Source organism: Streptomyces sp. NPDC012510 (genome assembly GCF_042955065.1).
Classification (GTDB): Bacteria; Actinomycetota; Actinomycetes; order Streptomycetales; family Streptomycetaceae; genus Streptomyces.
Map to the genome: position 1 here is coordinate 132,412 of NZ_JBIBEN010000005.1, position 16,743 is coordinate 149,154.

Consider the following 16,743-nt stretch of genomic DNA (forward strand, 5'->3'; position numbering starts at 1 on the left):
ACGGATCTCCGCGGCGTCGGGACGCCCGCGACGCCGCGCCCTCTCCCGCGGAGTTCCGGCCGAGACGGCGCCCGGCCGGCCGCGGCAGGACCGGGCCCGAGGAGGAACTCCACGGACCGTCGGTCCCGCCGGCGGCCCGGTCAGCCCAGTGTGTCGAGCAGTTCGGCGAGAGCGTCCAGGTCGCGGACGACCCACGAGGACACCGACATCACGGCGAGGTTGTCGACCAGCGAGGTCACCGCCACGATCGGCACACCGGCGGTGAACGCCGCCTGCATCTCCATGGCCGTGCCCATGCTGAGCGTCCGGCCGGGAAGAAAGGCGATGCAGAGGTCACACTTGGCCGCCTCCCGGGTCATCTCGTTGAACGTCCCGCGCAGTGCGGCCAGTTCGGCGGGCAGCGACCCGAGGTCGAGCACGCGGGGAGCGTCGCCGATCAGCTTGCCGATCACCGAGAGGGTCGTCGGGTCGGCGAGCTGACGGGTGACCTCGACGCTCGGATCGAAGCACTCCGCCCCGGGGAGACGCGACCGCACCAGAGCCGCGATCTGCTCGCGATAGCCCTGGTCGTCGATCCGCAGGTCCGCGTTGGCCCCCTGGATCGTGCCGGCGATGAAAACGCGCCGAGGGTCCATGTGTTCTCGATTCGTCATGCGTCCTGCAGGGAGTAGTCCGGGAGGCTCGTTCGATGATCCGCGATCTTCTGATAGACCCGGGCGGCCGACACCAAGTGCTCCTCGATGTCCGCGCGGCCCAGGCCCGTGGTCCGTTCGAGGTCCGCCCAGACCTCGGCCGCGTGGGCGTCGGCGTCGTTGCGGGACGCGACGCCCTGGCCCGACCGGAGCCAGATGTCCGCCGCCGAGAACTCGCGTTCGGCGAAGCCCTTCAACGGGATGATCGCCTCGGCGGTCACCGCCGTGCCGTCCACCAGGACCCGGATCGACACACTGTTCTGCTCGGGATGGGTGAGCAGCGCCTGCATGTCGGCTGAGAAGTCGGCGTACACGAACTGGTTCTGCGAGCGAAGCGTGAAGTGACGGCTCAGCACGTGGTCACCGGTCTTCACGCTGTACTTCGAGTAGCTCAGCCGGATCCGGTAGCCGTCACCGGAAGACCGGTACACCGCCGCCAGACGAGCGGGGTGTTGCCGACCATTCCCGTCCAGCCGGACCGGCGCCGCGTCGACCACGACCGACGAATGGCCCTGCCGGACCTCGTCCGCCGGGAATCTGATCGGCGTCAGGTGCAGGAGGTACGGGTCCAGGACCACGACGTCGCCGTCGGTCTCGAAGACCGCCGCGATGTGCCGGAGGTCTTGCAGGATCCTGGCCTCCGGGGCACCGAGCGCCGTCGCACGCTCCGCCACGTAGAGCGTCTGCAGGATGCAGGCCACTCCGTGCCGTGGATCGGGCTCGCTCTCGTTGTACCAGTGCAGATATCCAGTCGCGCTGTTGTAGGGGACACCCCGCAGCACCGACTCCAGGGCGGCGCCGTAGGGATCGAGGGCCTGCGTCACGTGAATCGCTCCTCCAGCACGGTGTCATCGGAGCCTTCGGCGAACACCATCCCCCGCAGCTCCTTCCGGCGTACCTTCCAGGTGGAGGTCCGCGGGAGGCGGTCCCAGGGGATGAACACCGGTGCCTCCAGTGGCGGCAACCCGCGCGTCACCTCGGCCCACTGCTCGGCGCTGAGGTCCGGCCCGTCGAGGCTGACGACGGGTACGGGGCTGCGGTCGCCCCGGGTCAGGACGATCACCTCGACCGCGTTCTCGATCCGGTCGAGCAACTCGCTCTCCAGTTCGGTGGCGCTCCCGCCCTGAATGGCGTCCACCGCACGGTCGACGAAGTGGATCCGGCCGAGGGCGTCCTTGTAGCCGATGTCGCCGGTGTTCCACCAGGAGCCCTTCCACTTCTCGGCGTAGCGGTCCGATTCGCCGACGTAGTCGACGCAGATCGACTTGGCCTTGGCGAAGAGGACGCCGACCTGGCCCTGTTTGACCGGCGCCCCCGTCTCCGGGTCGGCGACCTTGACACTCACCAGTCCGGGCCAGGGGTTGCCCATCATGTTCATGTTTCCGCCGGAGGCCGCACGGCGGTTGATCTGGCCGCGGGTGTAGCCGAAGCCGGCGATCGGCCCGACCTCGCTCTGCCCCCAGCTGTGCCCCCACAGCACGAAGCGACGCTTGGACGCGTTCACGAAGGGCCGGGCGATCGAGGGGTGCATGAGGTCGAACGTGTTCATGTAGTAGCGGACCCGGGCGAACAGTTCCGGCCGGCGTCGCACCAGCGGCACCCAGCGCTGGAAGACGTTCGGTGTGGCTTCGACCGTGGTCGGACGGACCCGCTCCAGGACCCGCTCGACGTCCTCGGCCTCGTGGCTGCTGGCGATGACGAGGGCCTTCGGCGCCCACCGGAGCTGAGCCATGGCCCAGGCGTAGGCCCGGGAGTGCGCGAACGATATCGAGCTGAGGCAGACGTCCTTCGCCCCGTTGACGGCGACCGGCATCGGCAGGAGCTCCAGCCGGGTGCCCGCCCGGCACGAGTCGGCGGTGTGCGCGACGAGCTTCGGCGTGTTCGTGGTTCCCGAGGAGTGCGTGATCATCATGGGCTCGCCGTCCGCCCGCAGGTCGAGCGTCGGCGTGGCACTGCCCCGCAGCCCGTCGATCGTCAGCAGGCCGGCCTTCGGGTCCGCGGGCGCACCGTCGATGAGCACCGTCCTGCCGAACGACGTCAGGTCCACGCCGGCGCGCTCGGCCTTCTCCAGCACCTGTGACGTGATCAGGGTGACCGCGGGGTCGAGCCGCTGGAGCATCTCCGCCAGGTGCTCCGGGTAGTTCGCTCCCGAGATCGTCGCCGCGGTGGCACCGATCCGCGCGGCGGCGGCGGCCAGCAGGACCATGTCGAAGTGGTTGCCCTTGACGACGGCGATCCGGTCGCCCTTGCGCGCGCCGGCCGCGTACAGCCAGCCCGACGCCTCCTGGACCAGGCCGGCCAGGGCGGTGGCGTCGTGGTCGGTGCCGGCCGCCGGGGCGATGTCGAACGGGCGGTCCAGGACCAGCTTCGTGGTCCGTGACTGCTCAGCGTGCCAGTCGAACAGCAGGCCTAGATTCTTGGGTGGTCTTTTCACGGAACACTTCCTCAGGCCACGAAGGAGATGATGAACGCGGCGATGGCGGTGGCCAGGAATCCGAGACAGTTGACCCAGAACTCCTGCTTCATGAAGCGGGCCCGGATGTGCGCGTACGAGGCGCACAGGAAGTAGACGATCACCCCGACGTTCGCGGCGAAACCGATGCCGGCGTGCTCCAGCCCCACCAGCAGGCCCGCGACGGCGAGGGTCTTCACGACGAGGAGCACCCACCACCAGTCCCGCGGCAGGTTGACGCCGTCGAGACAGACCTGGATGAACTTGGGCGGGCGGATGGACATCAGGACGTCGAAGGCGAGCAGTCCTGCGAGCACGATCTGCGGCCACGACGTGCTGGGGGTGAGGTGCATCGTTATTTCTCCCTTGTGATCGGTCGACATCTGCTGTTGTGGGGGCGCCTCCAGCCGAAGCGTCCAGCGGCCGGAGGGCGGCGATTCAGGCCGACGACGGCTGTCTTCTCATCACGTCTGACATCACGTTCGTCATTACGTCTGACATCGCTTTTGTCATCAGGTCCGACATCACGTTCGTCATTACGTCCGACATCGCGTTCGTCATGACGTCTGACATGGCGTTCGTCATCACGCCGCTTCCGACCGAGGCCCGAGCTCGTCGAGCAGGTACGCGGCGAGCGCCTCGACGGTCGGGTGGTCCCAGGCGACCGTGGGCTCGACGACCAGGTCGAACTCGTCCTCGATGTCACCGCAGAGGCTGAGCGCCGCCAAGGAGTCGAGGCCGTAGTCGGTCAGCGGAGCCGTCCGGTCGATCTCGTCGGTGGACAGCCGGGTGTAGGCGGCGACGTGGCTGACGAGCCAGGTGCCCAGCGATTCGGCCGTGCGCGGCTGCGTTTCGCTGTCAGGGCCGGGCTGCGGTGCGTCGCCGGTAGTGGTGGTGGTGATCACAAGTTCCTCCAGATCCGTGTGGGGGTTCTTGGCGTGGGGGTTCTTGGCGTGGAGTGGCCGGGTGCTGTCAACCGGCCAGGTCGGTGTCGTAGAGATCGAAGCTGCGGCGCTCCGCGTGGCGGCGCAGCAGCTCCTCCTGGACTCGGCCGGCGCAGTCGGCGGGCAAGGCGGCCGGCCGGCGGCCGAGCCGCCTGACGAGCCGGTCCAGGGCGGCGGCGGTCCAGGCCGGGTCGGCGAGGAAGGGGTCCCCGCCTCTGACCCGGGCACGGCGCCACACCCCGAGCACCGCGGCACCCGCCAGCACCAGGGCGTAGCGGTCCGCCAGCGCGAAACTCGCCGGGGAGGCCATCGCGGTACGGTCCAGCGGTGCGAGCGCGAGGCTCTCCTCCTGGATCAGGCGCAGCTCGTCGACGAGGTGCAGCACCAGCGCGTGCACGGCCGCCTCGTGCGGGGAGCCGTCCGGCGCCGTGTCCGCGGCGGCGACCAGCGAGGCGCTCAGGCCGTCCCGGTCGCCGGTCAGGACGAGCCGCCGGAACGGGATCTCCGGCAGGTCGGCGCGCGGTTCGAACAGCGCGTCGGGGGCCGGCCCGGTGCGCAGCCAGGAGCGCCGGGCCAGCCGTGGGAGCTGCGGGATGATCGTCGCCTGGCAGGCGGCGGCGCCGGCGTGGCCCAGGCTGAGCACCGGCAGGTCCCTCAGATGTTTCTGGAAGAAGCCGAACTCCCCTTCGCGCAGGTAGAACCGGGCGCCCAGGACGATGGAGAGGTCGTGTACGGCCTCCCGCAGCAACGTGGGTACCAGGTACTTCACCGCGGCGGCGTAGACGCTCGCCTCGTCCGGCAGCAGGTGCACGCTGCGGGTGCCCACCAGGCAGAGGCAGTCGCTGATGAGCAGATCCAGGAAGGCGTCACCGAGAGTGGCTCGGGCCTGCGGGATCTCGGCCACGGTCCGCTTGTAGAGGTGCCGCCCTCTCGCGAAGGACACCACCGTGCGCAGTGCCGTGTCCGCGGCGCCCAGCGCCATTGCCGGAAGCGCGCTGCGAGTGAGCTGGAAGGAGCGCAGGGCCAGGTCGGCGCCGTGACCCAGTTCGCCGACGAGTGCCTGCTCCGGGACCCGGGCCCCGTCGAAGTCCAGGCCGGACAGCAGGCAGCCCCGCACGCCCACGGTGCCGTACCGGGGGAGGAGGGTCAGTCGCTCCGGTGCCACCTGGTCGCGCTCGACCATCAGCACCGAGTGGCTGCGAGGCCCCGGCGCGGGGTCGGTGCGGCTGAACAGCAGCCAGGCGTGCGCCCGTGCGGCGTTGTTGATGACCTGTTTGGCGCCGTGCAGCAGGAACGATCCGTCCGGCTGGACCCGGGCCTCGAACTCGTTGCGCAGGAAGTCGTTGCCGTGCGCGAGTTCGTGGTAGGCCACGGAGACCCGGCCGCCGCCCAGCAGGATCTCCGCCAGCCGGGTCCGCTGCCGTTCGTCGCCCCCGGTCCACACGTTGACGGCGGCCATGAACGAGGTGACGCCGTAGCCGAGCCCGAGCGCCAGGTCCCGCCGGAACACCTCCCGCAGTACCCGCGCCAGGGTGTCGATCCGCTCCAGTCGGCCGCCGTGTGCCGTCGGCACGAACTCGGCGTTGAGGCCGAACCCGTCCAGCAGCTTCTCGCCGGCCGCGGACAGCTCGCCGGCCTCGTCGGCCTCCAGCAACCGGGCGTGGCCGACCGGGTTGCACGGGTCGCCGGGATCGCCGAACGCGGCGTTCAGTTCGGCGACCCGGGCCGCCGCGCGTGCTTCCTGACCTGTCGTCATGACACACCCCCCGGTGCCGTCGTGTGGGCGTGGACGGCGGCGGCCGGCAGCCCCGGCCCGTCCTCCGTGGGATGGGCGGGATGGTCCTCGGTCGGATGGGCGGGCCCGCTCTCCGTGGGGTGGGCGGGACCGTCCTCCGCCCGGCCGGCGGGACCGTCCTCCACCGGATCGGCGGGACGTAGTGACAACGGCAGCAGCGAGACCAGCCGGCCTTCGGAGTGCAGGGCTCCGGCCGCGTCGAGCAGTTCGTCCCACGCCTCCGGGTCCGCCGCGTCGGGCAGGCCCAGCTCGGTCAGCAGCCGGGCGAGCGCGGCCCGCAGCCACAGGGCGTCCCGCCACAGGCGTGCCGTCGCACCCGTCTCCGCGTCGACGTGGCTGTGCGTCCACAGGCCGACGCAGGCCGCTGCGGCGAAGCACAGCGTGAATCGGCGGGCGACGTCGAAGGCGGCGGGCGGCACCTCGGTCCGCGCGTCCTGGAACTCGGCCATCTCGGTGTGCACCTGGTCCACCACGTCCATCAGCCGCTCGGTGGCGCGCAGGGCGGGATCGACCGCCGGATTCTCCGCGGCGACGCGGCGCAGCTGCTCGACGCAGCCGGGCAGCGCGGCCAGGACCCCCGTGCCACGGCGGGCGATCAGGGAGAGCCGGTCGAGGGCGGCGGGCGGCAACGGCGCGCCGAGGCGGAACGCGGCGACCGCCCCCGCAATGTCCCCGGTGCCGCGCTCCCGGGATCGCACCAGAACACGGAACTGGCTGATCAGCGCGTTGAGGTTGACCAGGGTGTTGCCGTCGAAGAGGCCGACGATCCGGTGGTCGCGGTCCACCTTCTGGAACCGGCCGCCGGCGTAGACGTCGTTGAGGAAGGCACGGGCGCCGAGCAGCCCGGTCAGCGCGGTGACGACCGCCTCGGTGCGGGTGGGCACCAGGTACTTGGTGACCGCGGCGACGACCGAGAGCTCCTCCGGGACGGTCTGCACCGCGCGGGACACCACCAGCGCCAGCGCCTCGTCGGCCAGCACGTCGGCGGTGCTCTCGGCCAGGGTCCGGCGCGCCTGCGGCAGATCGATCAGCGACCGGCCGTACAGGCTGCGCTCGGCGGCGAAGTCGAGGCCGAGCGCGAGCGCGTGGTCGGCGGCCCCCAGGGAGAGCGCCGCGCACATGGTGCGGGTCAGTTGGAGCGACTTGAGTACGGTCTCCAGGCCGTCCCCCACCCTGCCGACCACGGCGTCGGTGGGGACCGGGGCCCGGTCGAAGGCGATCCCGGAGATGTCCGCGCCGCGGATACCGTGCGTGCGCACCTTGTCCAGGTGTCGGTACGTACCGGCCGGCAGTGTGCGCTTGTCCACCAGCAGCACGGAGTAGCCTCGCGGGCCGCCCGCCGGATCGGTGCGGGAGAGCACGGACAGCAGACTGCCGCGGGTGGCGTTGTTGATCAGCCACTTCTCCCCGCTGACCAGGTGGCCCCCGGCCGCGTCCGGTTCCGCGACGACGTCGCCTGCCAACAGGTCGCTGCCGTGGGCGCGTTCGGTCAGCGCGAGAGCGACCGGCAGTCGGGAGGCGATGGCCTCACCGAGCCGCCGGCACTGCTCCCGCGAGCCGCCCACCCAGACGCAGACCGCGCCCAGATAGGTCTTGCCGTGGGCGATCGCCACCGTCAGATCGCGGCGGGCCACCGTGCGGACGAGCTGCACCAACTGCTCGTAGTCCGTCAGCCTGCCACCGTGGGCGGCGGGGACGTAGAACTCGTGCAGGCCGAGTTCGTCCAGCAGCGCGCAGGGCGCGGCCGGGAACTCCTCCCGTTCGTCCAGCGCCAGGCTGTGGGCGTGGCTGAACAGTGTCTCCGGCGTGTTCGGGTCGCCGAGATCCCACTCCAACTGCTCGGCGAGGCGGTAAGGCGCGTGGTCCACGGCTCAGCCCACCGAGGCGGCCATAGGCCCGGCCACAGGTCCGGCCGTAGGTCCGGCCAGGAGGTTGATCACTTGCCTGTCCAGGTCCTGGTGCACCACGGCCAGCCGGTCCTCCAACAGCAGCGACCGCATCAGCGTGCGCTGGATCTTGCCGCTGGTGGTCTTGCGCACCGTGGCCGGGCGTACCAGCACCACGCTGCAGCTTGCCTGGAACTCCCGGCGGACGTGGGCCCGCACCTCGGCGCACAGCGCCGCCGGGTCCTGCCCCGCGGCGCGACGGAACTCCTGCACCAGGACCAGGTGCTCCTCGCCGTCGTCGACCGAGAAGGCGGCGCCGGCGCAGCCGCGGAAGGCCGGGTGCAGGGGCTGCACGTCGCGCTCGACGTCGTGCGGGTAGATGTTCCGCCCGTTGATCAGGATCATCTCCTTGAGGCGGCCGGTCACATAGAGCTCCCCGGCCTCCAGCACGCCGAGGTCGCCGGTGCGCAGCCAGCCCGGATCCGTGCCCGCCGCCGACACGATTCCGGCGTCGAAGATCTCCCTGTTGGTATCGGGGCGCTTCCAGTAGCCCGAGGAGACGCTGGCGCCCTTGACCCAGATCTCGCCGACCCGCCCCTCGGGCTGCTCGGCGAGGCCGTCCGGGTCGACGATCCTCACGCTGAAGTCGGCCGGGTGGACCACGCCACTGCCGACCAGCATCCGGGCGCCGTCACCGGGCGGGGCCTCGCACAGCCGTCCCTGCTCCAGCGCCGCCGCGTCCACGGTGCGGAAGACGGGGCCCCGGCCCGTCGGCACGCCGGAGACCAGCAGCGTGGTCTCGGCCATGCCGTAGCAGGGGGAGGAGGTCTCGGCGCGGAAACCGGCGGGGGCGAACCGCTCGGCGAACGCGCGCACCGTCTCCGCCCGGATCGGCTCCGCCCCGTTGCAGGCGTGCTCCCAGCTGCTCAGGTCCAGGGTGGCCACCTGTTCGTCGGTGACGCGGCGCAGACACAGGTCGTAGCCGAAGTTGGGGGCGCCGCTCACGGTGACCCCGTACTCGCTGATCATCTGCAGCCAGCGCACCGGCCGCATGAGGAAGGAGACCGGGGCCATCAGCGCGGACGAGCCGCCGACGTACAGCGAGTGGAGTATGTGCCCGATCAGGCCCATGTCGTGGTAGGCGGGCAGCCAGCAGCCCATGCGGGTGTCTTCGTGCGTGCCGAGCACGCGCGAGATGGCGAGTTCGTTGGCCATCAGGTTCCGGTGCGAGACCATCACGCCCTTGGGCTCGCTGGTGGAACCGGAGGTGTACTGCAGGAACGCCAGCGAGTCGGCGGTGAGCCGCGGCTGGGCCCACGCCCCTGCCTCGCCCCTGGCGGGGTCGTCGCTCGCCATGACGCTGACGCCGGTGACGCCCGACTCGCGCAGCCAGGCGCTGACGCCCGGCTCGTTGGCCGAGTCGGTGAGCACCGCGCGCACCTCGGCGTCGCGCAGTATGCCCGTGAGCCGGGCGGAGTGGTTGTTCTGGTCCCCTGGAAGCGGCGCCGGGACCGCGACCGCACCGGCGTAGAGACAGCCGATGAACGCCTTGACGAAGTCCAGGCCCGAGGGGAAGAGCAGGAGCACCTGCCCGCCGGCCGCGCCGTGTTGTTGCAGCCACGAGGCGATCCGCTTGGCCTCGGCGTCCAGCGCCGTGTAGGTCAGCCGCTGCGCGGCGGCATCCGGCGTGTTGCCGGGCAGAAAGACATACGCGTCCTTGTCCGACAGGTCAGCAGCCCGGTGTAACACGAGCTCAGCAAAAGTCTCTTGCCTTCGCAAGACCGTTCCCCCATGTACGTCTCGCCAACGATCGAACGTCCAGCTGACGGGGGGGATAGACAGAGTCCTGACCGCACCGCTCACACCCCGGTTCCGGAGTCGTCCCCCGGTTCGGAGCGCGGCTGATCACGACGCGTCATCATGTGAACTATGAACTTGTGATCTTGCTTCGCACTCACATCGCCCGACCCATGGATTCCATGGGAGATACCGCATCGGGCTCTGAACTGCTACCCCGTTCCCCGTTGCCATCAGCCAGAGCCGCCGTTCCGGCCGACCCCTCCGCTGACTGGCTCCGCGGACAGTACCAGACCACTGAGACTGCATGCATTTAATATGCACGCATCAAGTCCGCCCGAAGATCCGGCTCCTGAGGCTGTGACAGGTGGGTCCTTTGGTCGAGCGGTGCGGAGCCGTTGTCTTCTCCGCGACCGTGCGGAGGCCGCCGACCGAAGGGCCCCGCGGGGGTGGTGAGCGGTGCCTGGGCATGCCACGCCGGCGGCGAAGCAGGGCATGGGTCACGGCGGGCCGTGACCCCTGGGCCCGGAGGGCGCGAAGCCGTCCGACGGTGGGTCGGTAACCCTGTGGTCGCCTTTGATATGTGCGGTATCTCCCTTCGGGCCCAGCCCTTCGTACTGTGTTCCGCCGAGGTATAAGGCAGCAGCAGCACCCACCAGCTCGTCAGCCCGTTTCCCCGACCTCGGCGACGAACGCCGGCGGTGCTCCGCCGATGACGTACGCCTCGCTGGGGTCGTACTCCCACCTCCATGTCACTCGGACACCTCCTGCGTCGCCATGTCCTCCACGGCACGCAGCTCGTCCATGGCGGATCGGAATGCAGGGTCGTTCTTGCTGGTCGTGCCGTGGATCGTGGCGAGAGCACGGCTACGGCGTGCGGAGAGATCGGGGCGACGCTCGATCTCCACCTGAGAGGCCCAGTGGGTCAGCCAGTGCTGAAGGTGCCCGATCCTGCTGTCCGAATGGCGGCGGCGAGTGCTTCTTCCTTGTGCTTTGCCATCTCGTCCAAGCGGTGAGGAGCGATCCGGGCGAGTGCCACACGGACGGCGTCGGGGGTGCGTTCGGGGCGCGGGAGCAGCTCCGTGCCATGGTCCGACTGTGTGCTCACGACGTCCTCCAAGGGGCGGCCCGGTCGGCATATCCAGCCGGGGCGTTCGAGTCGGACGTCGTCGTCCAGACCCTCCTCGCGGCGGATCATCCGCCAGGCGGCCTTGCGGGCGCTGCGGTCCGGGGCGATCTCGGCGACGATCAGCGTCATCGCGTGGTGCGCGTCGAGGTGTCGCAGTCGTAGCAGTTGTAGGGGATGCCTCACGCGTCGATCCGCTGCCCGGCAAGCCGCCGGGCGAGCCGCATGCCGCGCGGGTGGAGCTGAACTTCCGCACCGTGCGCCCTTGATTGCCGCCGCTCGGTCGTGGGCCGCGCATCGCGGTCTCATCAGGGAGTGAGGCGGGCAGCCGAGCGCCGCGCGTGCGAGAAGGGTGCCGACCGGATACGGACCTGAGGTCAAGGAGCAGCGGGGGATGTGGGTCAGTGGCGCCCAGGGACGAACCCTCCGGGCGCCACCGGCCTCAAGGTGGAATACCTCTACGTCGTCACTCCCGGTCGGTCGTGATGATGCCGACGCATTCTTCGAGTGCGGCATGCAATGGCGTTACGAAGGCGGCGAGTTCTGCGTCCGAGGCCTTCCCCACCTCCAGTACGGCGCCGACGACTGTCACCAGGACGGCGGCGGCCTGCAGGGCGTGCACGTCGGCCAGCTCCTCGAGACGGCCGCCGGGGCGCGTGACCGCCAGGGCCTCCTTGCCGGTGTCCGGGTCGAGGCCGAGACTGCGCAGACGCGGCGTACTCGTGCTCATACGGCGACCTCCCACGGAACCGGAACGTAGTCCTGCCCGAGCGCCGCCAGGACCGCCGCCCGGCGCCGCTCCCGCTGAAGGCGGCGCCGGTCATGTTCGTCCCGCTCGCGTTCCCATTCGACGACATACGGGCGGACCAGGGGCATGGCGTCGACGGTGATGACGTCCGCGGGGCACGGGCATGTGATCGCGAGCGAGGGTTCCGGAGCGGGCGAACAGGAGGTCAGGGGCAGTGGCGGCTGCGCCGCGGAGCGGTGGGTTCTCCTTCGTGCACGATGCCCGGATCGCGCCGTCCGACGAAGCCGCCGTCAGCCGGAGTCACCCGCATCGGCGGCGCGAGCGGACTGCCGGCGCCGGTGACGGGACCGTACGTCCGCACCCTCCCCGGGAACTCGTCCACCTGGGGTATCTCCGCCCATCGGCGGCGGGGGCCGGTGCGGCCCGTCGAAACGGGAGGCCGGGGCATTGCCGCATCGTGCCGAGAGGCGCGGCACATGGTCCACCCACGCCATGTCGGCCGTCGCGACGAGTGACTGGCCGGCCACGGTCGCGGGGGTCACCCCGGTGAACGCCACGACGTCCCGGTGCAGATGCGACTGGTCGGCGTAGCCGCAGTCGGCCGCGACCCCGGCCGCCTCCTGGCCCCCGGCCAGGCGGGTGGCCGCCCAGTCGAAGCGGACGAGCTTCGCGGCGCGCTTGGGCGCCAGGCCGAGCTGCGCGTGGAAGCGGGACCACAGGCGCTTGCGGCTCCAGCCCAGCTCGTCGGCCAGTTCCTCGACCCGCACCTGACCGTGCCCGGTGACGATACGGTCCCAGGCCCAGGCCAGCTCCGGCTCGATGGCGGGCCCCGCGGCCAACAGCCGGGCGAGGAACGCTTCGACGAGCGCGAAGCGTTCCTCCCACGAGGCGGCCTCGGCCAGCCGCTCGCGCAGCCGGGCCGCCCGCCGCTCTCCCCACAGGTCGTCCACGGTCACCACCGAGCTCGCCAGCTCAGCGGGGCCCACGCCCAGCACGGCGCGCGCGATGGCGGGGGACAGGCGCACCTGCATCCACTCGACGTTCGCCGCCCGCACCCGCGCCGCACCGCCGGTGCCGAACCCGAGCCCGGTGACAAGGCTGCCGCGGTGCCGCCGCCCCGTCGACTCGTCGATGCCGAGCGCCGCCTCGCCGCAGGCCAGCGCCAGCGTCAGCACGGGGTGCGGGTCGAGCCGGTGGTCGACCGGATCCGGACCGTGGTCGCGCAGCCCCGCAAGGACGACGCCGGGTACGCCGCCGGGCCGAGCCGGGCGCGTGACCTGCCACACGGGGGCAACGACGCGTTGGCGCACGGCAGTTGACATAAGTCCATGCTACGGGCGGCCCGCCGGACGGAACATTTCTTCAATCCAGCGGGCCGCACCCGCGGCGAAGGTGAGCGCATGACTTCCACCGGAACCACCGCGCCGCCACCACCGCGCGTGGCCCGTCTGCTGCGCCCCTACGCGGGCGGCTTCGCCACCGTCGTCGTCCTGCAGCTCATCGGCGCCGTCGCAGGCCTGGCGCCGCTGCTCGCGGTCGTCGAGCTCGGCCGTACGCTGCTGGCGCCGGGGCCGGCCGACGACGGGCACGTGCGCGCCGTCGTGATCGCGGGCGCGGCAGGGCTGCTCGTACGGCTGCTGTTCACGGCCGCCTCGTCCGGCGTCGGGCACCTTCTCGACACCCACGTGCAGCTGTCGCTGCGCCGGCGACTCGCCGCACGGCTCGGGCGGGTGCCGATCGGCCGGCTGGCGCGGCGGCGCAACGGGGAGCTGGCGAAGCTGGTGGGCGAGGACGTCAGCGCCGTGCACCCGCTCATCGCCCACACGCCGGGCGAACTGGTCTCCGCCTTCGTGGTGCCGCTGGTCTCGCTGGGCTACCTCCTCACCGTGGACTGGCGGCTGACGCTGATCACGCTGATCCCCGTGCTGCTTGCGGTCGCGCTGGTCCCGCTGATGATGACCCCCGCGCGGCTGCGCGAGCAGAAGGAGTTCGACGCCGCGATGGGGCGGATCTCGGCGTCGGTGGTGGAGTTCGTGCAGGGCATCGCGGTGGTGAAGGTGTTCGGCGGGGCGGAGCGGGCGCACGGCACGTTCCGTACCGCGGTGGGCGACTTCACCCGGAGCTTCTACCGGATGGTGCACGGTCTCGCCGGGCCCGCCGCCGGGATGCAGGTGGCGCTGTCGCCGCCGTTCGTACTGCTGGCGGTGCTGGTCGGCGGCGCGTACCGGATCACCGGGGGCGGGCTCGCCCCGGCGGACCTGCTGCCTTTCCTGCTGCTCGGCCTCGGGCTGACCGCGCCCGTGGCCGCGCTCGGGCACGGCTTCGACGACCTGCAGGCCGCGCGGCGCGCCGTCGGCCGCATCAGGGACGTACTCGCCGAGCCGCCGCTGCCCGAACCCGTACGGCCGGTGGCGCCCGAGGGACACCGGGTGGAGCTGCGGGCCGTCCGTTTCGGGTACGGGGGTCGCTTCGGGTACGGCGGTGACTTCGGGTACGAGGGTCGCTGCGGGTACGAGGGTGGCGCGGCCGGGCGTGAGGGTGCCGCGGCCGGGCACGAGGTGTTGCGCGGCATCGACCTGGTGCTGGAGCCGGGGACGATCACGGCCGTGGTCGGGCCGTCCGGCAGCGGCAAGTCCACGCTGGTGCAGCTGCTGCCGCGGTTCTACGACCCGACGCACGGCTCCGTGCTCCTCGGCGGCGTCGACCTGCGCGAGGTGGGCAGCCAGGAGCTGTACCGGCGGGTGTCGTTCGTCTTCCAGGACGTCCGGCTGCTGCGCGCCTCGGTCGCGGACAACATCGCCCTCGCCGTCCCGCACGCCGACCGCGACGCCGTCGTCCGCGCCGCCCGTCGGGCGAGCATCCACGACCGCATCCTCCAACTGCCCCGCGGCTACGACTCGGTGATCGGCGAGGACGCCCGCCTCTCCGGCGGCGAGGCGCAACGCGTCTCGATCGCCCGCGCCCTGCTCGCGGACACCCCCGTCCTGGTCCTCGACGAGGCCACCGCCTTCGCCGACCCGCAGACCGAGCAGGCGGTGCGCGAGGCGCTGGCGCAGACCCGTCAGAAGCGGACGACGCTGGTCATCGCCCACCGCCTGGAGACGATCGCCGACGCCGACACCGTCGTGATGCTGCGCGACGGCGAGATCGCGGAGCGCGGCACGACCGAGGAACTCCTCGCAAGAAACGGCGCGTTCGCCGATTTCTGGAAGATCCACACCGGTGCCGCGGAAGCCGCTGCCGTGCAAGCCGGTGCCGTGCAAGCCGCTGCCATGGAAGGGGAAGAGGCCCGATGATCAGCACACTGCTGCGCGTGCTCGGCCACGAGTACGCCGGGCCGGTGCGCCGCACCGTCGCCCTGATGACGGCGACCGCCCTCGCCGAGGGACTGTCGTACGCCCTGCTGGTGCCCACGCTGCGAGCACTCTTCGGCAGCACACCCGAGGACGCCCGGCCCTGGCTGGCCGCCTTCGGCGCGGCGGTCGCGGTCTACGCGGTACTGCGGTACGTCAGCGACCGCTCCGGTTTCCGCGTGGGTACGACGATGCTGCACGGCATGTACGAGCGCCTCGGCGCACACCTCGCCCGGTTGCCCATCGGTTGGTACCAGCCCGGCCGCACCGGCGAGGTGTCCGTCCTCGCGAGCCAGGGCGTGTTGCAGGCGATGAGCGTGATCGCGCACCTGCTGGCGCCGTTCATCTCCGCCGTGGTGACGCCGCTGACGATCGTCGCCGTGATGCTCGCCTACAACTGGCAGTTGGGACTCGCCGGCCTGGCCGCTGTCCCGCTGGTGGCCGCGGTCCAACTCCGCACCGCCCGCGCGACGACGGCGACCGACGCGGAGCGCGTGGCGCGCGAGCGCGCGGCCACCGGGCGCGTCATCGAGTACCTCCAGGCCCAGCCGGTGCTGCGCGCCGGCGGCCGCACCGGCGAGCGCTTCGGCCTGCTGGACGACTCCCTGCAGGAACTGCGCCGCGCCTCACGCCGCTCCACCCTTTCGGCGCTGCCAGGTGTGCTGGGTTTCGCGGTCACCGTGCAGGCGGTGTTCACCGCCCTGCTCGCACTCAGCGCGTACCTCGCCCTCGGCGGGGACATCGGCACGGCCGAGGTGCTCGCACTCCTGGTGCTCGCCGCCCGCTGCGCCGACCCGCTGCTGTCCCTCGCCGAGATGAGCGGTGGCATCCGCGCCGCCCGCGCCGAACTCACCCGCCTCGACGAGGTCCTCACCACCAAGCCGCTGCCCGAGCCCCGCGCGCCGCGCGAACCGTCCTGCCACCACATCGAGTTCGACGCGGTCACCTTCCGGCACGGCGACCGCGTGGTCGCCGACGGGGTGACGCTGTCCGTACCCGAGGGCGGGCGCCTCGCCGTCGTCGGGCCGTCGGGCGCGGGCAAGACGACGCTGTTGCAACTACTCGCCCGCTTCTACGACGTCGACGCGGGCGCGGTGCGGATCGGCGGCGTGGACGTACGGGAGATGGACACCGCGGCGCTGATGGCACGGATCGCCATCGTCTTCCAGGACGTCTACCTCTTCGACGGCACGATCGAGGAGAACGTACGCCTCGGCCGCCCGGACGCCACCGACACCGAGGTACGGGCCGCGGCCGCCGCGGCCCGTCTCGACGAGGTGATCGAGCGGCTGCCCGGCGGCTGGTCGGCGGAGGTGGGCGAGGGCGGGGCGCTGCTGTCGGGCGGCGAGCGACAGCGCGTCTCCATCGCCCGCGCGCTGCTGAAGGACGCGCCGATCGTGCTGCTCGACGAGATCACTTCGGCCCTGGACCCGGTGAACGAGGCGGCCGTGCACGCCGGCATCGAGAAGCTGATGACGGGCCGGACCGTGGTGATGGTGGCCCACCGCATGGGCACCGTACGCCGGGCCGACAGCGTCGCCTTCCTGGACGCCGGGCGGGTGGTCGAACAGGGCAGCCACGAGGAGCTGCTGCGCCGCGCCGGCCGCTACGCTGCGTACTGGGACCTGTCCCGGGCCGGGGCGGCGCGGGACTGAGACGGCAAGCCGGCGGTACTGCGCGCTCGCGCGCCCCCAGCACGGAGATGCCGGTCCGAAGTGCCCGAGCAGGAGCCCTCCGTCGGAAGAAATCCCAGGTCAGGGGTGGTGATGTGTTGTGCCCCGGCAGGATTCGAACCTGCGACACCCGCTTTAGAGCGCTTTAGGAGTGGGATCGAATCCTTGCCGGGTGGTGCCTGGCACTGCCGCGCGGTGCTGTTCCCCCTGGTCAGAACCGCGTGGTGAGCCACTTGATCCGGCTCCTGCCGCCCCGTATCGGACCGTCCGCTCACGC

Annotated in this window: 15 protein-coding genes; 2 read left to right on the top strand and 13 right to left on the bottom strand. The window is 71.5% G+C overall.

Annotation, left to right across the window (positions count from 1 at the left end; translation table 11 throughout):
* Window positions 1-140: 140 nt before the first annotated feature.
* From ACFY9I_RS10725 to ACFY9I_RS10785, 13 genes are all read right to left on the bottom strand, one after another.
* Window positions 141-653 carry a hypothetical protein gene (locus ACFY9I_RS10725; protein WP_390999449.1) on the bottom strand — a complete coding sequence of 171 codons (513 nt, stop codon included), beginning with the start codon at window positions 651-653 and terminating at the stop codon, window positions 141-143.
* A complete protein-coding gene (locus ACFY9I_RS10730; RefSeq protein WP_390999451.1) occupies window positions 650-1,516 on the bottom strand; it encodes a hypothetical protein in 867 nt (288 codons plus the stop codon). Before ACFY9I_RS10730 ends, ACFY9I_RS10725 begins: the two co-directional genes overlap by 4 nt.
* Complete coding sequence (locus tag ACFY9I_RS10735) at window positions 1,513-3,126, bottom strand: AMP-binding protein (protein ID WP_390999454.1); 1,614 nt, start codon at window positions 3,124-3,126, stop codon at window positions 1,513-1,515. The genes ACFY9I_RS10730 and ACFY9I_RS10735 overlap by 4 nt, the downstream gene beginning before the upstream one ends.
* Before the next feature lie 11 nt (window positions 3,127-3,137).
* Window positions 3,138-3,497: a DoxX family protein gene (locus tag ACFY9I_RS10740; protein WP_390999457.1), complete on the bottom strand. Its 360-nt coding sequence runs from the start codon at window positions 3,495-3,497 to the stop codon at window positions 3,138-3,140.
* Window positions 3,498-3,728: 231 nt separating this feature from the next.
* A complete protein-coding gene (locus ACFY9I_RS10745; protein ID WP_390999460.1) occupies window positions 3,729-4,049 on the bottom strand; it encodes a phosphopantetheine-binding protein in 321 nt (106 codons plus the stop codon).
* 67 nt (window positions 4,050-4,116) lie between these two features.
* A complete protein-coding gene (locus ACFY9I_RS10750) occupies window positions 4,117-5,844 on the bottom strand; it encodes an acyl-CoA dehydrogenase family protein (protein ID WP_390999463.1) in 1,728 nt (575 codons plus the stop codon).
* Window positions 5,841-7,751, bottom strand: a complete 1,911-nt coding sequence (locus ACFY9I_RS10755) for an acyl-CoA dehydrogenase family protein (RefSeq protein WP_390999466.1) — start codon at window positions 7,749-7,751, stop codon at window positions 5,841-5,843. The genes ACFY9I_RS10750 and ACFY9I_RS10755 overlap by 4 nt, the downstream gene beginning before the upstream one ends.
* Window positions 7,752-7,754: 3 nt before the next feature.
* The gene (locus tag ACFY9I_RS10760) at window positions 7,755-9,518 is read right to left on the bottom strand and encodes an AMP-binding protein (protein WP_390999468.1); all 1,764 of its coding nucleotides are present in this window, start codon (window positions 9,516-9,518) and stop codon (window positions 7,755-7,757) included.
* An 800-nt stretch (window positions 9,519-10,318) separates the two neighbouring features.
* Window positions 10,319-10,474 carry a hypothetical protein gene (locus tag ACFY9I_RS10765; RefSeq protein WP_390999470.1) on the bottom strand — a complete coding sequence of 52 codons (156 nt, stop codon included), beginning with the start codon at window positions 10,472-10,474 and terminating at the stop codon, window positions 10,319-10,321.
* 17 nt (window positions 10,475-10,491) lie between these two features.
* Window positions 10,492-10,878 carry a hypothetical protein gene (locus ACFY9I_RS10770; RefSeq protein WP_390999472.1) on the bottom strand — a complete coding sequence of 129 codons (387 nt, stop codon included), beginning with the start codon at window positions 10,876-10,878 and terminating at the stop codon, window positions 10,492-10,494.
* 280 nt (window positions 10,879-11,158) lie between these two features.
* Window positions 11,159-11,422: a hypothetical protein gene (locus ACFY9I_RS10775; RefSeq protein ID WP_390999475.1), complete on the bottom strand. Its 264-nt coding sequence runs from the start codon at window positions 11,420-11,422 to the stop codon at window positions 11,159-11,161.
* Window positions 11,419-11,568, bottom strand: coding sequence for a hypothetical protein (locus ACFY9I_RS10780; protein WP_390999478.1), 150 nt, complete (start codon window positions 11,566-11,568; stop codon window positions 11,419-11,421). Before ACFY9I_RS10780 ends, ACFY9I_RS10775 begins: the two co-directional genes overlap by 4 nt.
* 162 nt (window positions 11,569-11,730) lie before the next feature.
* The gene (locus tag ACFY9I_RS10785; protein ID WP_390999480.1) at window positions 11,731-12,762 is read right to left on the bottom strand and encodes a helix-turn-helix domain-containing protein; all 1,032 of its coding nucleotides are present in this window, start codon (window positions 12,760-12,762) and stop codon (window positions 11,731-11,733) included.
* A gap of 78 nt (window positions 12,763-12,840) precedes the next feature.
* On the opposite strand from ACFY9I_RS10785, the gene ACFY9I_RS10790 reads away from it, so the two are divergent.
* Both ACFY9I_RS10790 and ACFY9I_RS10795 read left to right on the top strand, forming a co-directional pair.
* Window positions 12,841-14,736 carry an ATP-binding cassette domain-containing protein gene (locus ACFY9I_RS10790; protein ID WP_390999483.1) on the top strand — a complete coding sequence of 632 codons (1,896 nt, stop codon included), beginning with the start codon at window positions 12,841-12,843 and terminating at the stop codon, window positions 14,734-14,736.
* Complete coding sequence (locus tag ACFY9I_RS10795) at window positions 14,733-16,448, top strand: ATP-binding cassette domain-containing protein (RefSeq protein WP_390999486.1); 1,716 nt, start codon at window positions 14,733-14,735, stop codon at window positions 16,446-16,448. Before ACFY9I_RS10790 ends, ACFY9I_RS10795 begins: the two co-directional genes overlap by 4 nt.
* The last annotated feature ends 295 nt before the right edge of the window (window positions 16,449-16,743 follow it).